The sequence below is a fragment of the Pontibacillus salipaludis genome, from assembly GCF_014642405.1.
In the GTDB taxonomy this organism is placed as follows: Bacteria; Bacillota; Bacilli; order Bacillales; family BH030062; genus Pontibacillus; species Pontibacillus salipaludis.
The window spans coordinates 37,522-54,938 of the sequence record NZ_BMIN01000011.1; the positions used below are offsets into that span (position 1 = coordinate 37,522).

17 protein-coding genes are annotated in these 17,417 nt (G+C 41.0%); 5 read left to right on the forward strand and 12 right to left on the reverse strand.

Annotation, left to right across the window (positions count from 1 at the left end; genetic code table 11):
* Positions 1–563: 563 nt before the first annotated feature.
* Positions 564–3,896 (reverse strand): DNA polymerase III subunit alpha, encoded by a 3,333-nt coding sequence (gene dnaE / locus IEW76_RS12690; protein ID WP_188654375.1) that lies wholly within the window; start codon positions 3,894–3,896, stop codon positions 564–566.
* Positions 3,897–4,036: 140 nt separating this feature from the next.
* Between dnaE and ytrH the strand changes: the two genes are divergently transcribed.
* The 3 genes from ytrH (at position 4,037) to IEW76_RS12705 (ending at position 5,209) form a co-directional block, all read left to right on the forward strand.
* Positions 4,037–4,369 (forward strand): sporulation membrane protein YtrH, encoded by a 333-nt coding sequence (gene ytrH / locus IEW76_RS12695; protein ID WP_188654377.1) that lies wholly within the window; start codon positions 4,037–4,039, stop codon positions 4,367–4,369.
* Positions 4,369–4,887, forward strand: a complete 519-nt coding sequence (gene ytrI / locus IEW76_RS12700) for a sporulation membrane protein YtrI (protein WP_188654379.1) — start codon at positions 4,369–4,371, stop codon at positions 4,885–4,887. Before ytrH ends, ytrI begins: the two co-directional genes overlap by 1 nt.
* Positions 4,888–4,987: 100 nt before the next feature.
* On the forward strand, positions 4,988–5,209 hold the full coding sequence (locus IEW76_RS12705; protein WP_188654381.1) for a YtzJ family protein: 222 nt from the start codon (positions 4,988–4,990) through the stop codon (positions 5,207–5,209).
* 205 nt (positions 5,210–5,414) lie between these two features.
* Here IEW76_RS12705 and IEW76_RS12710 read toward each other — a convergent pair whose 3' ends face one another.
* Positions 5,415–6,368: a DHH family phosphoesterase gene (locus IEW76_RS12710; protein WP_188654383.1), complete on the reverse strand. Its 954-nt coding sequence runs from the start codon at positions 6,366–6,368 to the stop codon at positions 5,415–5,417.
* Positions 6,369–6,496: 128 nt separating this feature from the next.
* Here IEW76_RS12710 and IEW76_RS12715 point away from each other — a divergent pair, with 128 nt between their 5' ends.
* The gene (locus tag IEW76_RS12715) at positions 6,497–6,790 is read left to right on the forward strand and encodes a YtpI family protein (RefSeq protein ID WP_188654385.1); all 294 of its coding nucleotides are present in this window, start codon (positions 6,497–6,499) and stop codon (positions 6,788–6,790) included.
* 50 nt (positions 6,791–6,840) lie between these two features.
* Here the strand turns inward: IEW76_RS12715 and IEW76_RS12720 are convergent, their stop codons facing one another.
* From IEW76_RS12720 to IEW76_RS12765, 10 genes are all read right to left on the reverse strand, one after another.
* Complete coding sequence (locus IEW76_RS12720; RefSeq protein WP_188654387.1) at positions 6,841–8,154, reverse strand: DRTGG domain-containing protein; 1,314 nt, start codon at positions 8,152–8,154, stop codon at positions 6,841–6,843.
* Positions 8,155–8,240: 86 nt separating this feature from the next.
* On the reverse strand, positions 8,241–8,477 hold the full coding sequence (locus tag IEW76_RS12725) for a hypothetical protein (protein WP_188654389.1): 237 nt from the start codon (positions 8,475–8,477) through the stop codon (positions 8,241–8,243).
* 138 nt (positions 8,478–8,615) lie between these two features.
* Complete coding sequence (locus tag IEW76_RS12730) at positions 8,616–9,296, reverse strand: metal-dependent hydrolase (protein WP_188654391.1); 681 nt, start codon at positions 9,294–9,296, stop codon at positions 8,616–8,618.
* Positions 9,297–9,351: 55 nt separating this feature from the next.
* Positions 9,352–10,887 carry a polyamine aminopropyltransferase gene (locus IEW76_RS12735; RefSeq protein ID WP_188654393.1) on the reverse strand — a complete coding sequence of 512 codons (1,536 nt, stop codon included), beginning with the start codon at positions 10,885–10,887 and terminating at the stop codon, positions 9,352–9,354.
* A gap of 525 nt (positions 10,888–11,412) precedes the next feature.
* The gene (locus IEW76_RS12740) at positions 11,413–11,808 is read right to left on the reverse strand and encodes a DUF350 domain-containing protein (RefSeq protein ID WP_188654395.1); all 396 of its coding nucleotides are present in this window, start codon (positions 11,806–11,808) and stop codon (positions 11,413–11,415) included.
* 19 nt (positions 11,809–11,827) lie between these two features.
* Positions 11,828–12,502 (reverse strand): DUF4247 domain-containing protein, encoded by a 675-nt coding sequence (locus IEW76_RS12745; protein WP_188654397.1) that lies wholly within the window; start codon positions 12,500–12,502, stop codon positions 11,828–11,830.
* Positions 12,503–12,583: 81 nt separating this feature from the next.
* Positions 12,584–13,252 carry a PspA/IM30 family protein gene (locus IEW76_RS12750; RefSeq protein WP_188654399.1) on the reverse strand — a complete coding sequence of 223 codons (669 nt, stop codon included), beginning with the start codon at positions 13,250–13,252 and terminating at the stop codon, positions 12,584–12,586.
* Between the two features lie 19 nt (positions 13,253–13,271).
* Complete coding sequence (locus IEW76_RS12755) at positions 13,272–13,781, reverse strand: DUF4178 domain-containing protein (RefSeq protein ID WP_188654401.1); 510 nt, start codon at positions 13,779–13,781, stop codon at positions 13,272–13,274.
* A 162-nt stretch (positions 13,782–13,943) separates the two neighbouring features.
* The gene (gene ald / locus IEW76_RS12760) at positions 13,944–15,062 is read right to left on the reverse strand and encodes an alanine dehydrogenase (protein ID WP_188654403.1); all 1,119 of its coding nucleotides are present in this window, start codon (positions 15,060–15,062) and stop codon (positions 13,944–13,946) included.
* A gap of 160 nt (positions 15,063–15,222) precedes the next feature.
* Complete coding sequence (locus IEW76_RS12765; protein WP_188654405.1) at positions 15,223–15,990, reverse strand: SDR family oxidoreductase; 768 nt, start codon at positions 15,988–15,990, stop codon at positions 15,223–15,225.
* A 77-nt stretch (positions 15,991–16,067) separates the two neighbouring features.
* On the opposite strand from IEW76_RS12765, the gene IEW76_RS12770 reads away from it, so the two are divergent.
* Entirely contained in the window at positions 16,068–17,402 is a 1,335-nt protein-coding gene (locus tag IEW76_RS12770) for a purine-cytosine permease family protein (protein WP_188654407.1), read from the forward strand.
* The last annotated feature ends 15 nt before the right edge of the window (positions 17,403–17,417 follow it).

The following is a 17,417-nucleotide window of genomic DNA, read 5'->3' on the forward strand; positions in this document are numbered from 1 at the left end:
AAACTGCCGGAAGTGGCGATTAGCCACTGCAGGTAGGTTGCTTATCTCGCTAGCCCTTACCCGCCGGAGCTAGACACGAAAAGCACAAGCGGCTTGCAAACAATAGAGGAAGTTCGACTAAGACCGTCACATCCTGTGACAACGTCGAACGACCCCACGTCGTGTGGGGCCGGATAAGCAAGCTATCGGAAGTGGCGATTAGCCACTGCAGATAGATTGCTTATCTCGCTAGGCCCTAGCCCCTGGAGCTAGACACGAAAAGCACAGGCGGGTCGAATAGAGGAAGCTCGACTAAGACCGTCACATCCTGTGACAACTTCGAACGACCCCACGTCGTGTGGGGCCGGATAAGCAAACTGCCGGAAGTGGCGATTAGCCACTGCAGGTAGGTTGCTTATCTCGCTAGCCCTTACCCGCCGGAGCTAGACAAGAAAAGCACAGGCGACTGTTCAGTCCCGTACGCATAAGCAAGCTAACAAAAGTGGCAGAAGGCCACTGGAGTTAGATTGCTTATGACGCTAGGGGCTAGGAGCCGGAGCTAGACACGAAAAGCGCAAAAGGCGCTATTTCAACACAACATTTGCCCTACCTAATTCTTCCTCTAAAAGTTTGATAGCTTCTCGTTTTGGTTCGATGGCATACGAGACCCCTAACTGATAGGTCTCTTTTCGAACCGGGTAATGAACAATGATCGGAACTTTCCCTGGATACTGAGTCGCAATCTCCTTGACCTTTTTTAGGGTTGAATCTTTCTCATCTTGAATTTTCACGAACAACCTTCGGCTATCTGCTGAAGATTCCACCAATTCTTCTTCCTTGAAAGGCCCAATTTGCTCCAGGATCCACTGAAGTTTTCCATTCCTTTCTTCCATCCTCCCTACTATAAAAACGATAAGCTCCTCATCAAGCCACTGACGCACTTCTCTAAATAGATCTGGGAACACGACCGCTTCCATCTCCGTTTGCTCATCCCCTAGCGTTAAAAAGGCCATGGGATCGCCTCGTTTTGTGCGAATCACTTTTAATTCTTGTATGACTACACTTGCTTTCAGTTGCTTTTTACGAGCTGCTTTACTCGCTTCACGAAGCGATAAGAAACCGTTCTCCCTCAATTGCTCCCGATAGGAAGCTAAAGGATGGGAAGAAATATACATGCCTAACACTTCTCGTTCCATCCCCAGCTGCTTCATTTTTGAGAAAGGTTCTACTTCAATATAGGAAGGTCCAAGTTCAATTTCCTCCATAAAAAAGGATTCCTGTTCATTCGTTTCGCTGAATAGTTCACCTTGTTCCATAGCATGGTCAACGCTAGCTAACAAAGAGGCTCGGTTACTATTTGTATCATCAAAACAACCTGCCAGAATAAGAGACTCAATTACGGGACGATTGACGACTGTCAGTGACACCCGTCTGCAGAAGTCGAATAAATGTTTGAAGGGCTTCTCTTTACGAGCCTGGATAATCTCCTTTAAAACATTTCTCCCTACTCCTTTAATACTACCAAGACCAATACGTATTGATCCGTATTCAACTGTATACTTCCCAAAGCTTCTATTAACAGAAGGAGATAGAATCGGCACAGACAGCTCTCTTGCCTCATTGACATAAGATTGAATTCGATCACTAGAAACAGAGCTCATCAACTCTGCCATGAAATAGGCTGGATAATGAGCTTTCAAAAATGCCAGCTGATAGGATATTACACTATACGCTACGGCATGACTGCGGTTAAAGCCGTAGTTTGAGAAGCTAATGATCCATTGAAACATCTCTTCTGCTACATCTGTTGTATACCCATTGGACGTACATCCTTTAATAAAAGCATTCTTTTGTTCTAAAATGGCTTGTTCTTTCTTTTTGCTAACAGCACGTCGTAGAATGTCCGCTTGCCCCAAAGAGAAACCTGCCATCTTATGAGCAATCTGCATAATTTGCTCTTGATAAACTAGAACTCCATAGGTCTTATGCAGAATCGGTTGTAAATCTGGATGAGGGTACGTCACCTCTTCTTTTCCATGCTTCCGGTTAATATAGGTCTGAATAAATTCCATTGGGCCTGGCCGATAAAGGGCGTTTACAGCTACAATATCCTCGAAATGGGAAGGCTGTAATCGCTCTAGAACATCACGCATTCCTTTTGATTCTAGCTGAAAAACACCCGTTGTTTTTCCGTTTCGAAGGAGAGAGAATGTAGCCGGGTCTGAATAGGAATCAAACGTTACACTGATTGACTCCTTCTTCTTAATCGATTCAGTCATTCGTTCAATGAGACTTAAGTTTCTAAGACCAAGGAAGTCCATTTTTAATAACCCGATTGCTTCTAATTCATTCATAGCAAACTGTGTAAGAGGGACACCATCGTGACCACTTGTCAAAGGTACATTCTTCATAAGAGGCTTCTGACTAATCACTACACCTGCTGCGTGGGTCGATGCATGACGAGGGAGCCCTTCAAGCCTTGTTGCAATTCTAAATAGCCGCTTCAACTTATCTGACCCTTGAATATATTCTTTTAATTCTTTAGAATCCTGAACAATCTCAACGACAGAACCTGAAGATTGTTGAGGGATGAACTTCATTAAATAGGCGGCTTCTTGTTGATCGATCCCCATAGTTTTAATAAGTTCTCTAATAACAGAGCGAGGTCCAAATGTCCCGAACGTTATAATTTGAGCAACATGTTCTGCCCCGTATTTCTCGGCTACATATTGGATGACTTCATCCCGTCTTACATCAGAGAAGTCGATATCAATATCTGGCATAGTGACACGATCAGGGTTTAAGAAACGTTCGAATAACAAATCATATTTAATTGGGTCGACATCTGTTATATATAATAAATAAGCCACTAGAGAACCAGCTGCTGAACCCCTTCCTGGTCCTGTCATGATTTTTTCTTTGCGTGCATATGCCATAAAGTCCCAAACAATTAAAAAGTAATCACTAAACTGCATCGACTCAATTACACTCAGTTCATAATCCAGTCGTTTCCTGACTTCTTTTGAAGGGTCACCATATCGGTGTCCCAGCCCTTGTTCACAAAGAGATCTTAAATACTGATCAGATGTCTCCTCTGTCGGAACAGGGTAGCTTGGAAGCATCATTCGATCAAACGATAACGAAATATTGCAGCGGTCGGCTATGTTCTTCGTTTGGGTAAGGAGTTCAGGCTTCCACTCACCAAAAAGGTTGTGCATCTCTTTAGAAGACCTAAAGTGATGATGCTTTTGATCAGATGAGGGCTCTCCATCCCATTTGGTATTTGAACGAATAGATTGTAAACAGTCATAGGCATACACATCTTCCTCATTTAAATACCACACATCTTGTAACGCAACCATCGGAACTCCTTCTGGCATCACTTCTTCTAGAGCTACGTGAAGGTGGCGTTCTTCTTCTAAGCCATGATCCTCTACTCCTATGTAGAAATCGCCATCTTTAAAGTCCTTCTTCCAATTATGCAAAGATTCACTTAACCGATGCCCTTCATTTTGAAGAATGAATGGATGGAGGGAAGATTCATATAAAGGTAATATTCCAATACAGTCTCCTGTATAAGCATTTATCTCGCTTCGGTCTAAACCACCTTGTTCACTCATTTGAAGGTAGCTGCTCAACGCTACTAATTTTTCATACCCTCGATTTGATTTAGCTAGCAATACAAGTTTTTCTGTACCACCTTCGTAAAATACAGGGACGGTCAAACCTATAATGGGTTTAATCCCATATCTGATACACGTTTGGTAAAAGGATACCGCTCCGTACATGACCCCCTCATCTGTAAGAGCTAAAGATGTGAAGCCTTGCTCCTTTGCTGTTGCCACTAACTTTTCTATTGTATTTGTGCTTCTCATCAGACTATATCCACTACGTACTTGTAGATGAACAAAATCCATATTAACTACCGCCTCATGGTCAAATTCTTTTATTCATTATAGCGCAACATCCCTCTTAAACGAAACGATGGCATACTGCGTCTTTTTTCTCCATACATTTACTATAAGGCAGGTTGTACCATCCTAGAGGGGAGGATTGTATGGAAGAACGTTTCTTTGCAGCCATTTTTCAGTACTATTTCATTGCACTCGGGGTTATGATCGGTGGCACTTTAATCGGGACGATTGGAGCTTTCGCTGCCGGGGAAGCCCCCTTCACTTATATGGCAAGACTGGCTAAAAGCCTTCGTATATGGGCAATAGTAGCAGCCATTGGAGGTACTTTCGATGCCATTACAAACTTTGAAAAAGGATTTTATGATGGATCTACGATTGATATATTTAAACAAATCCTGCTGATTTTATCGGCAATGGGTGGGGTTCAAACAGCCTTACTGATTATTGAGTGGCTTATTCAAGAGGAGGTATCTTAATGCATATACCTCCTTATTATAAGAAGACAAGTTGGCAGAGATTTTTTGCAGGAGTTTTTATAGGTGCCATATTAGCCTTTCCCGTTTTCTTATTCATGTATGGAACTCTAATGGAACAACGAATTGAAGAAAACGTACGATTACAAAGTGAGCTAACTACACTAGAGGATAATTATGAGATTTTAAATAAAGATAAAGAGGAATTAAACGAACAGCAAAAGAAATCAATTACCGTTCAAAGTATCGAAATTAATTTTATAAATGAAAAAAAATTACTTTCTGAGCACAAACTAGACCGTCTCAGCGTATATAAATTAAGGGATATGGTAAGAAAGCAACTACCTGACACGATCGGGCAAAACATTTCATCTTTATCAGAGAACACTAGTTTAATCTACTCATCCATAGAAAACAGAAGCTACCAAGTGGACGATTCAACATATGAAGTTAAGGTTGAACGGTTGGTAATCGCTCCGACTTTTAAAGTGAGTTTAAAGATTGATTTGGTCAAAAACTAATGAACAATTTGTGAAAAATTCTGAAATCTATAGTGTTATTACCCTAATTTTAATACAATAAAGATAGAAACACATCACGACAAAAAAAGGGGTGAGGAACATGTTAATCATGAACCGAAAGCGTATGGTAGAAGATAAGTTAGATCGTCTTACGAAAGGTCAAACAGCCTACGCTGAGTCTAGAGAACTCATTCGATTAGTAAAACGTGAAATACAAAACCGTCAAATCCCAGTTTTAATGGATGAAACAGATAGCGGTTGTTGGTTTATCCCTCAGAAGAATACTACTACGCCCTCTGATGAACAATTAGCACAAATGTAACCTAGTCCTCAAACAAACAAAATGTCCACATAGAATACAAACTTCCAGTTTTGTAGGCTTATAATTTAAACGAAATAAACCAAAGCGATCAGCACCCCAAACTGGAATGGGCGTGCTTTTTTGTTTTGGCTGAGTTACATTCCAATCATAATGAACAAAACCATTCAAAAAGTCTGGAGATGATCATCTCCAGACTTTCATTAGATTACTGGGGGTTGTTGTATTGAATACAAACTTCATTTAAATCGGCAGCAACGTTATCGGTGTCGGCCCATGTCTTAACAGATGCGCCTGAAGCCATAGGGTGACCTCCACCATTATATTTAGCTGCAATTTCATTTACGACTGGACCTTTCGAGCGTAATCGTACGCGAATCTGATCCTCTTCTTCAACAAAGATTGCCCAGGCTAATACGCCTTCAATATCACCGAGCGTACCAACCAATGCAGATGTCTGTAATGGAGTCACATTATATTCATCTAAAATATCCCTAGTGATTTTAACCGTACTGAGTCCTGTATCAGCTACAGTAAAGTTTTGGAGGATATACCCTTTTAACCTGGCAATCGCATGTTCTGTAGTATATAACTGATCATATAAAGCAGGTCTGTTAAAGTTATACATGACAAGTTCAGCAGCATAGCTGAACGTTTTACCTGTTGCGCTCGGGAATAAGAACCTCCCAGTATCGCCGACGATTCCCGCATAAATTAAGCGAGCTGCTTCATCTGTCATTTTTAAACCGTTCTCTTTAAAAGTGGTGTAAAATTCATAGATCAATTCAGAAGTTGAGCTTGCGTCAGTATCAACAAGGCGCACGTCCCCATAAGGGTCAACATTTGGATGATGATCAATTTTTATAATCTTGTCCCCTTTTGTATAGCGTTGGTCATCCACTCGAGCCTGATTTGCTGTATCGCATACAATGACTAGAGCACCTTCGAATGCATCATCTTCAATAGAATCCATTTCAGCCAAGAAGGTAAGGGATGGATCCTCATCTCCAACAAGATAAACAGTTTTCTCAGGGAAAGAAGCCCGAATGATTTCGGCTAAGCCACCTTGAGAACCAAGAGCGTCAGGATCCGGACGCACGTGTCGATGTATAATAATAGTTTGATACTCTTGAATCAATTGAAATACTTCGGCTTTACTCATGAACAGAACTCCTTCTTAAATACTTTTATGTACTATTTAACCATACCGCTTTAAAAAGCGGTAGCATAACTTTACCAATATCGTTACAATAATAATAGTCTTACATTTTTGGTGAAAGGTCGATTCATATGGTGATTATCCCGATTATTATCGTACTTTCTTTAGCGATGTATCTACTCTACAAAGTGCAGATTCTACGCTTAGGCGAAGACCCATTAAAACAAGTCTATACCAATTCGAAAGCACGAATTGCTCTTGGATTATTTATGGTGTCCGTTTCCATGAACGTTTATATCGTTTATCAAACGAAATTAGCCCTTTATATTACCATTGTATTTATCATCTTAGGTGGCGCTCAATTCATCTATGGATATAAAACAACCCGATTTTATGGGAAACAACTAAAAGAACGGAATAGTTAATAAAAAGTACCCGCTGTCCTTATGTAACCGATAGGAGACCGGGTACTTTTTTAGCGATCAATTAGTTGAGCCATAAGCATCGCTTTCCCTACTAGCACTTTCTCATTGAAGACTTCTACATCAACCTTAGCAAACTTCCTCCCCACTTCTAAAACACGTGGTTTAATTTCAAGTGAACTATCAAGCTGAACAGGTTTTATAAAGTAAATCGATATATTCTCTACTACAAGATCTCCTTTTTTATAATGGTGTAATAACCGGCTACCTGCGTCTACAACAAGAGAGGTAAATACTCCATAAGACAAGGTCCCTAATTGATTAGTCATTTGCGGGGTTACGCGAGTTTCATAAATGGTTTGTTCAAACAGATCTGACGTCTCTTGAAGTTGGCTTGTAACTAAATCATCAATGGTTTCTCCAACTTGTGGTTGGCGTTGTAATTGTTGTAACGCCTTTAACACGTCTTGTCTTGAGATAATCCCTTTGAATTTATGGTACGCATCAACTACTGGCATGATCTCAATACCTTCCCATACCATCATATGAGCAGCGTTAGCAAGAGAGGTCTTCGTTTGCACCGTCATGGGTTGCTTTGTCATCACTTTATCGATTGCAAGGGTAGGTTCTTTACCTATCACGTCTTTTGACGTCACCATTCCCACTACTCGCAAGTGTTGATCAATTACAGGGTAACGGCTATGCATCGTTTCTTCGTTAAATTCATGCCACCTACTCACAGGATCGTCTGGATGAAGATAAAAAGAGTTTTCAAAAGGGGTGTAAATATCATCGACGAGAACAATTTCTTTCTTAATCAACTGATCATAAATGGCCCGATTAATCATAGTAGCTACTGTGAATGAATCATAGCTTGTTGAAATGATGGGGAGTTGCTTCTCATCTGCAAGACGTTTCACGTGTTCTTCTGTATCAAATCCACCTGTGATCAGAACGGCAGCTCCTTCTTTCAAAGCTAATTCATGCGCGTTCGTTCGATTCCCAACGATCAACAAGGAACCAGCCTCTGTATAACGCATCATAGCTTCTAACTTCATCGCTCCAATAACGAATTTATTTAGAGTCTTATACAACCCTTCTCTTCCACCAAGCACTTGACCGTCCACGATGTTGATAATCTCAGCAAATGTGAGACGTTCGATGTTTTCTTTCTTTTTCCTTTCAATCCGTATGGTCCCTACTCGTTCGATCGTGCTTACTAGACCTTGGTTTTCAGCTTCTTTAATCGCCCTATATGCCGTCCCTTCACTTACTTCTAAGGCTTTCGCAATGCCTCGAACAGAAATCTTGGTTCCAATTGATAGGGAGTCTATATGGTTTAATATTTGCTCATGCTTTGTTGCCAATCTAATTCACCATGCTTTCCGAACTATACAAACTGTACTAGTCATAATCCTTCTTAGTGTTATTATACAGATGAACAATCATGGCTTCAATTTTTACCAAGAGAAAACTGTTTTTCTTCCTTCACTTCTTCTTGTCTATACACAAGCTGAACCCGCAAATTTAATAGAATCGCCAGGTTTGCCCCTATTGCCATAAACAAAAAAACAAGCCAAGCCATCCAAAAATAGGATCCAGCCGCACTCCCCTGTACCTGTACGGAAGGCCAAGCTACATAAAACAGAAAGCACGCTAACAATAATCTCAATAATGCATGTTGTCTCATTTTGTTCCCCTCCTCCGTGTTCTTGTCCTAATTATATGAACCAATGAGACTGAACATGATGCAGGAAAGAAGAGATTCACAAAACAATAAGAGCCTATGTTATTTAATAACATAGGCTCTTAATTAACATCCTTGTTTCTAAAGAGTTAGTGATTCACCAACTTGCATGACTTTTCCAGCTCCACCTTTTATCCCTTCAGCAAACGCTTCACCGTCTTGCTCGATGAGCGGGAACGTATTGTAATGAACAGGCACAACGTGTTTAGCCTGAAGCCACTCTGCAGCTAATGTTGCATCCTCTGGCCCCATTGTAAAATTATCACCAATTGGCAAGAAAGCTAAATCAATATTATTTCGTTCGCCAATCAGCTTCATATCGCTAAACAAGCCGGTATCACCTGCGTGATAAATCGTTTTCCCTTCGTAGGTGAATAGGATTCCTGTTGGCATACCTGTGTAAACAATTGTTCCGTCTTCTTCTGTGTACGAAGAACCATGAAAAGCTTGTGTAAACTTAACCGTACCAAAATCAAACGTATGCGCTCCTCCAATATACATTGGGTGAGTGTTTAATCCTTTATTCCCCAAATAAGTAGCGAGTTCAAATGGAGCAACAACAAAAGAATCATTTCGTTTAGCAATATCCACCGTGTCTCCAACGTGATCGTTATGACCATGAGTTAATAAGATAACGTCCGCTTCAATTGTACTAGCATCAAGGTCGCAGTTTCCCTGCTCCGAAATGTAAGGGTCAATTAAAATCGTATGTTCGTTTGTTTCAATTTTTACAACAGAATGTCCGTGGTAAGATACCTTCACAGAAAACCTCTCCTTTATATCGATTAATCGTACCTTCACTTATGTCTTTACCCGTTTAGTAGTTCTTCCATGCTTGTTCATACTTTTCAATTAAATGAGGATCAATTAATGTATTTGGCTTTAGTTCAACACCCTCAATATCCTTGTCTTCATCTTTCCCAAAAACAGTAAGTGCTTCAAGCATGTCTTGAGTTAGGTAACGAGTTGGAGCTTTAATAGCAAGCTGCTCCATACTTGTAGGTGTACGGCTCGCAAGAACGTATCCCCAGTTCCCAAAACTCGGAACATCAATGTGGAGATTCTTTGTATGTAAACCCGTTGAAGCAATAGTCTCAGAAATGGTCCAGTAAACGGCTCTTGCAAAAACAGGGCTCGTTGCCTGGACCATGATGGCACCTTCACTCTTGAGATGATTGCGAATGAGGGAATAGAATTCCCATGTATATAACTTGTTTAAGCTTTCATTATTAGGATCAGGGAGATCCACAATCACAACATCATACATCTCATCTGTTTGCTCTAAATACTTAAAGGCATCTCGATTTAAGATGTTCACCCGCTCATCGCTTAAAGCATCTTCATTTAATTGCAATAAATGAAAATTGGTCTGGGCTAGTTCCGTCATTCTGGGATCAAGGTCTACTACCGTAACCGACTCTACCTCCTTATACTTTAGTATTTCTCGAACCGCTAGCCCATCTCCTCCTCCAAGAAGTAACACATTCTCAGTAGAAGAAGCTTTAGCCATCGCAGGATGAACAAGCGTTTCATGATAGCGATATTCATCTGATGAACTAAACTGTAAGGCCCCATTGAGGTATAATCTTGTATCCCCTTGTTCTTTCGTCAAAACTATACGTTGGTATGCAGTGTCTTCCATATGTATGATCGGATCTTTATAAAGTTTTTGTTCAAAGGAAAAAGCCATTTCTTCCCCAAATAAAACACCTGCTATAAGCAGGAGCCCTATTAGAACCCCTGACACCATATGTATCTTTAAGTAAGAAATCTCTTTGCGAAACAACCAAAGGATCAATAGAGCAACAGAAAGGTTAATTACCCCAACAATAAACGCACTTTTCACCATCCCCATTTGAGGGCGTAAATAAAAAGCAAACAGCAATCCACCAATTAATCCACCAGCATAATCTGAAAACAACACACGAGCTGTGGAACGATTAAGTTCTACACCGATCTCATTCGCCTTACGTATTAGAATAGGTAGCTCCACGCCAGTTAAGGCACCAATACTAAACGTAACTGTATACAAGAACAGGGCTTCAGAACCCTCGGGAGCAAAAGCAGTGATCCCGAACATAAGAAAGCTTGAAAACCCTCCAATTAAGGCCACGGCAAACTCTACACGAACAAAAGCCGTAATTAAATTTTTCATAATCCGTTCACTAATTGAGGCCCCAATTCCCATTCCAGTCAGAAAGAGAGAAATCGTTAGCGTATATTGTTTCACACCATCTCCTAGTATGTACGATCCAAGCGCTCCGAATAATACTTCAAAAATAATGCCGCAGATTGATACAATCCCCGACGCCCAATAAATGAGCTTACTCTGCCTCACCGCCTTAGCTTCCACACATATCCCCCCTAACAGCTTAATAGTAGAATGGCCAAACCGACTCTGTGCCTCAGTATCCGTTACGATAAAAGTGCTTGGGCTGGCTGGCGGACCACTCGCTTTCCTGCGGGGGAGCTGGGAAGCCTCCTCGTTCGCTATCGCTCTCTGCGGGGTCTCCCCTAGGCTCCTCTCCCCGCGGGAGTCTCGCAGTCCGCCAGCCAGCCCTGCTTGTGAATGGGGTGAACGGACACACACATGAAGGAGGGAGTGGCCCTCTCTGAAAGCATGTTTCCGTTCCTTCTATATATAGCAAGGTGGTTCGGGAAATTGCGAGACTCCTGCGGCAGTACGAGCCTAGGGGAGACCCCGGAGGGAGCAAAGCGACTGAGGAGGCTCCCCAGCTCGCCGCGGAAAGCGAGTGATTTCCCGAACCACCTTACGCTCAATTAAAGCAAACGGTCACGTTGTCTCAGTTTCAAGTAATCAACAATTCTCCCCAATAGAAAAATCCTTCACCCCAGAGGGAGCGAAGGGTTTGTAGTTCTAGGTTATCGAAGCTCCTATTACGAAAGCAAGCCCAATGGAAACTCCCATCGTAACAATCCCAACAGCTATGTTATTTTCTTTAAGCTGGTCCTCAACTGAGAAACGACGGGTAATGAATTCGAATAATAGATAAGCGATCATTTGTAAGAAGACCCCATACGCTCCCCAAATTAATGTATCCATTAGCTGTAACGAGTGATAAATAGCAAATGATAAAATGATACAGATCCCTATTATTTTACCAGCAATGGATAGAGCAATTGCTGTGTTTCCATTTTTAATTTCTTCCCAATCCTTGTATTGTTTCGTTATCTTCTCAAATATGAAAAGTCCGACAAAAACCACTACGATCGCTACTACAAAATAGTAAAATGTCCATAAAAATGGCTCCATAATGATCACCCTTCTTTGGTTATTTTCCTGTTCCTGGTCCGCCGCCTCGACCACTAGATCCACGTAAACTTCCTGCCTGACCCGGGCGGTATTTACTGCTGGAATAACCTCCATAGCACCCGCTACTAGCACAAATTCTTTTTCGCTTCTTCCCCCAGTCATCGACGTCAAGAACTTCGTCTAATACCCATAAAGCAAAGAAACCGTTAAAATAATTTGGTGAATAATTGTCTCTCACAAATCGGTCACTTGCCAACTCAATTAACACAGCATCTTCGTCTTGTTCACTCTCTTTTAAGGTAATAAAGTGTTCAGGGTAAATGAAGATCTGCTTTCCATTCTTAACCTCACTCTTTTCATCAGGAGGAAAGGCGTCGGTTAAAGACGTTGCTAATTCTTGTATAGTAAACTGCTGTGTAACGTAAATACGAGCTTCTTGATTCGAAGAAGACCCTTCTACCACATCCAAAAGCGGAAATACTGAACTCACTAGTTCCTCAGGAGAAGTCTTCTTCTTGTCACTTAATTGTTCTAGCATCTCTTCTTTAGGAGGTTCTTCAGGAAACGTGTATGTACGAGAACCAGACATCCCACTGTTTGAATCACCAACACCTTCATCAAACGGTTGCAATCCCTGGCTACATCCAGATAAAGCAACCAAGGAAAGAATCATAAGAATAAAAACGCCCCTCATTATTTATTCACCTCCATCAATTGCTATTTCCTCACAAAGGAAGGGCCAGCTTCCTTAGAAGCAGGCCATTAAAGCATCTTTTTATTCTTTCCCTAATTTTTTCTTTAACTCCGCTAATTCATCATCGACGCCATCCTTTTCTAATTCTTCAAATTCATCATCCAAAGAACGTGATTCACTCGACAAATCTTCGCTTGTTTCCGCCTCAGCTTCATACTTCATAACCTTCTCTTCCATACGCTCGAATCCTCGCTTAGACTCATCGCTAGAAATGCCTGACATCGTACGATTCATTTTTGTGCGTGTCTTAGCCGATTCAGCTCTTGCCTTCAAGGAGTCTTTCTTTAACTTCATTTCCTGATATTCTTTCTTCATCTCATCTAACTTTTGTCTTAACGATTCAGAGTCCGTTCTCGCTCTTTCCCATGATTCCTTCAAAGATTCAGATTGCTCTTGCTGATTTTTCTTATCTTGTAAAGCGCGTTTGGCTAAGTCTTCATTACCAGCTTCAATGGCCTTCTCTGCTTGATCCTGACGCTTATCCACTAGCGCTTGTGCATCGTCATACTTTCTTTTCAACATCTTTTCATTGGCAATTTGTTTAGCGACTGCGCTTTCTGCTTCACGTATATCCTTTTCCATGTCCCTCATAAATTGGTCTAACATTTTTACTGGATCCTCTGCCTTATCAAGCATCGCATTTAATTCAGAGTTAACCACTGTGCCTACACGTTTAAACAGTTTAAACATAAGAAATTCCTCCTTTTAATTATGAACCCGCAAGTATTTTAATCTCATATTCTTCAACGGAAGTCCCAAGGCTTACTTCTGTTTCTGTTCCCCATGTTTCTACACTTAAGTATTGCTCACCATCTCCATCACTATAATCTCCATAATGGGTTACACGGCCATCAATATTCTCACTACGTCCTTCTCCCATGACATTGGCCTTACCTTCCTCTTCTAAGTGGTAGGTTTTACCCTCAAATTCAAGCTGCTGAGGAAATGGTTCCTTAACCGACAAGGATACAGTTTTATAAATACCTAATTCTAATTCATCGTCCATTTCAACAGAAAGCCAGATCGTATTCCTTCCTTCTAAAAGTTGGTATGAAAACCATTTATAAGAACCATCCTTGTAAGTGATTTTTCCTACCACTTCATAATCCATTAAGTCATAAGTAACAATATCCCCAACTTGAATCGTCAGGGGCGTCCTAGCTTTCACATCATTTTCCTTAGGCTTTGATTTCTGAAACCACTTTGAAAATAACCCCAAGCTCCATCACCTCATCTATTGGATAGGTTCTATAACCTCTTATACGGATGTAAAAAGAATACGTTTCATTTTATATGGAAAAACATGACTTTTATAGGATTCATACATCGCCCTCATGCATATACGATAGGACAGACCTTTTAGCCTGTCCCTTTCATTCCTCTATTCATTTAAAAGTTCAAAAACATCACAATACTCAAGCTCATGGGCTTCAGCTACTGCTTTATACGTCACAAATCCCCCAAGAGTATTGATGCCTTTCAACAAGGCTTCGTTATCGAGGCTCGCTTTCTTATACCCTTTATTAGCTAGTTGCAACGCATACGGTACGGTTACGTTTGTTAACCCAATCGTAGAGGTTCGCGGAACTGCACCCGGCATGTTCGCGACTGCGTAATGTAAAACACCATATTTCTCATAAGTTGGATGATCATGGGTGGTAATTCGATCTGTTGTCTCAAATATTCCACCCTGGTCAATGGCTACATCTACAATCACCGACCCATCCATCATATCTTTCACCATGTCCTCCGTAACAAGCTTAGGTGCTTTAGCACCGGGGATGAGAACAGCTCCAATGACCAAGTCAGATGTTCGCAACTCCCTTGCTATATTTAACGGGTTCGACATTATCGTATTAATTGAAGAACCAAATATGTCATCAAGTTCCCTGAGTCGCCCAGGACTTAAGTCTATAATTGTGACATCGGCTCCAAGACCCATAGCAATCTTTGCAGCGTTTGTTCCAACTACGCCACCACCAATAATGGTCACTTTCCCTCTTTTAACACCTGGAATTCCTCCTAAAAGAATCCCCATGCCACCTTTTGACTTTTCCAAGAATTGAGCCCCTATTTGAGAAGCCATCCGCCCAGCTACCTCACTCATCGGAGTAAGAAGAGGCAATGTGCCATCAGCTGCTTGTACTGTTTCGTATGCAATAGCGACTACTTTATAATCTATTAAAGCCTTTGTTAATTCAGGTTCAGGAGCTAAGTGTAAATATGTAAATAGGATTAGACCTTCATGGAAATGTGTAAACTCTTCCTCCAGAGGCTCTTTGACCTTCATAACCATCTCTTGCGACCATGCTTCTGAAGCCGTTTTAACAAGTGTAGCTCCCGCGTCTTCGTATTCTTTATCGAAAAAACCAGACCCAATTCCTGCACCTACTTCGACAACAACCTCATGACCCGCGCTCATTAGCGACATAACCCCAGCCGGTGTCATGGCTACACGATTTTCATTATTTTTTATTTCCTTAGGTACGCCAATTTTCATTCCTAACCCTCCTATTGAGCTCTTATATGAAACCCAGCCCCACTAAACAGCATTATTTTGTAAGCCTTTTCATTGTAACAAAATTACACTAGTTAGCTCTACCTTTTAAAAATGCTCCTTCCAACAACAATCAGGATACTCTAGTTGTTATAAGAATAGATTATTTAAATTGACGGTTCTTATGAATTACATCTACCCCACCCGTTACTTCCATAATCGTACCTGTTATCATATCTGCATTCTCATCACTTAAAAACAGGATTGACCGTGCTATATCTCCTCCTGTTCCAGGGCGACCAACAGGGGTTTTTGGATCAACCATCTCTTTCCCTTTCTCAATAGGAGCTTCTTTTAAATCCCCTTCAATTTTCCCAGGACACACCATGTTAGAAGTAATTCCATACTCAGCCTCTTCAAAAGCGATAGACTTAGTCAGAGAAACTAGTCCTGTTTTCGCTGCAGCAAATGCCGCTCTATAAACCCATCCAGGGGCGTTGCTCGCGTCTTGAAACCCATAATTAATAATACGACCATAGTGTTGCTGTCTCATAATGGGAACAACAGCCTTTAATAAATAGAATACTGCGTCTAAATTTCCACGAATCATTGTATTCCATTCATCTTCTGTGTAATCCATTAATTTCTTACGCTCGAAAATGTATGGCCCTGCATTGTTAACGAGAACATCAACACGACCGTATTTATTCACTGCCTCATTCACTGTGTGGTCAATGTCTGCCTTACTGGTTACGTCTGCTTGCACAGCATGAATCCGTTCTTTTATAGAAGCATGCTCATTTAACAGCTCCTCTACCTTCTCATAATTACTTCGATATGTAAGGGTAACGGAGAAACCAGCTTCTAAAAATTCTTCTGTTACTCTTCTCCCTAATCCTTTCGCTCCTGCTGTAATAATAGCGTGTCGCATGCACTGTACCTCCTTTTATATTTACAATTTGTTCTCTGTATATGTACAATTGATGTGCTAAGAGAGGAAGTGACGTTATGGATCAAGCAGCTTCAGCTAAGCAATCTTTTGTAGAAAGGATTGGCTTAGATGCGGTACCTGCTTCTGAAAGAACAACACCATGGTATCAATATGCCATTATTCAAATCGCCATATCCGCTAACGCTGGTAATTTTCTAATTCCTGCATTGGCTGTAATAAAAGGAAATTTATCTTTCCTCGCAGCTATAATAGCTACAAGCATTGGTGCAATTGTAGGATTTATTTTCGTTTCTCTATTATCTTATCCTGGTTCTATATATGGAATCCCGTCTCAATACGCAATTCGAACGATACTCGGAGGGAAAGGTGCCAGGTACATCTCTTCTCCTATTCGTAGTATAACATCGCTCTATTGGTTCAGCGTGCAAACCATCGGCGGAACATATGTCCTTCAACAATTAATTGTACGTATGACAGGGCATGAATATCCATTTTTAATGTTCTCGCTGCCTCTCTCCATCCTTATGGTACTTTTAGCTATTGTAGGATTTGGAGCTGTCAAAAAAGCCACCTCTTACTTCCTACCACTATTGCTGGCAGGTGAAGGTGTAATGCTTTACTTATACTTTACTACAAATAAAGCCTCTAGTTCACTTGTTACGCTTTCCCCTGAACAAGGCCATGGCAGTATAAGCATGATGATCTTTTTCGCAAGTTTAGCTTTCGTTCAATACGTTTCAGGAGTTAGCGCTTCAGCCGATATGGCACGGTACGCAAAAACTCCAAAACAAGGGGCGATAGGCTTATGGATCGGTAATAGTGTAGGTTTCCTTATTACTGCCACGATCGGCTGCAGTTCAGCCATCCTATTTGACGAATTAAACCCTTATGTTTCAGCAAGTAATGCTACAAACTCACCTTGGTTTCTCGGAATCATCACGCTTACTGCGATGGTCTCTATGATATCGATAAATATCAGTAATGCTTATACAGGCGGGTATAGTTTATTGAATACTTTCTCAAAGTTATCTAGAGTGACAAGCGCAGTGATCTTTGGAGCTCTAGGAGTATTATTAAGTTCTTATCCCCCCCTCGTTAGTGAGGCAGAACAATTTATATCCTTACTAGGCGGTCTTATTATTCCTATATCAGCTGTTATTGTTGTAGATTTTGTAGTGATAAAAAAAGGTAAACTACCATTCGAATCCCTACAAAATGTTAAGAAAGATCAAGCAATCTACAAGCTCCCCTTTGGAGTTATCATTTTAGGCAGCATCCTTTACTTCCTTTTACCAAATGCCTTTTCACCTGGCTTTATTACATTCGTAGTGGTTGGAATTAGTTACTGGATCGTCGCAAGCATTAAAAAACCTCATCCTGAGTTCGTGTAAGACTCAGGATGAGGC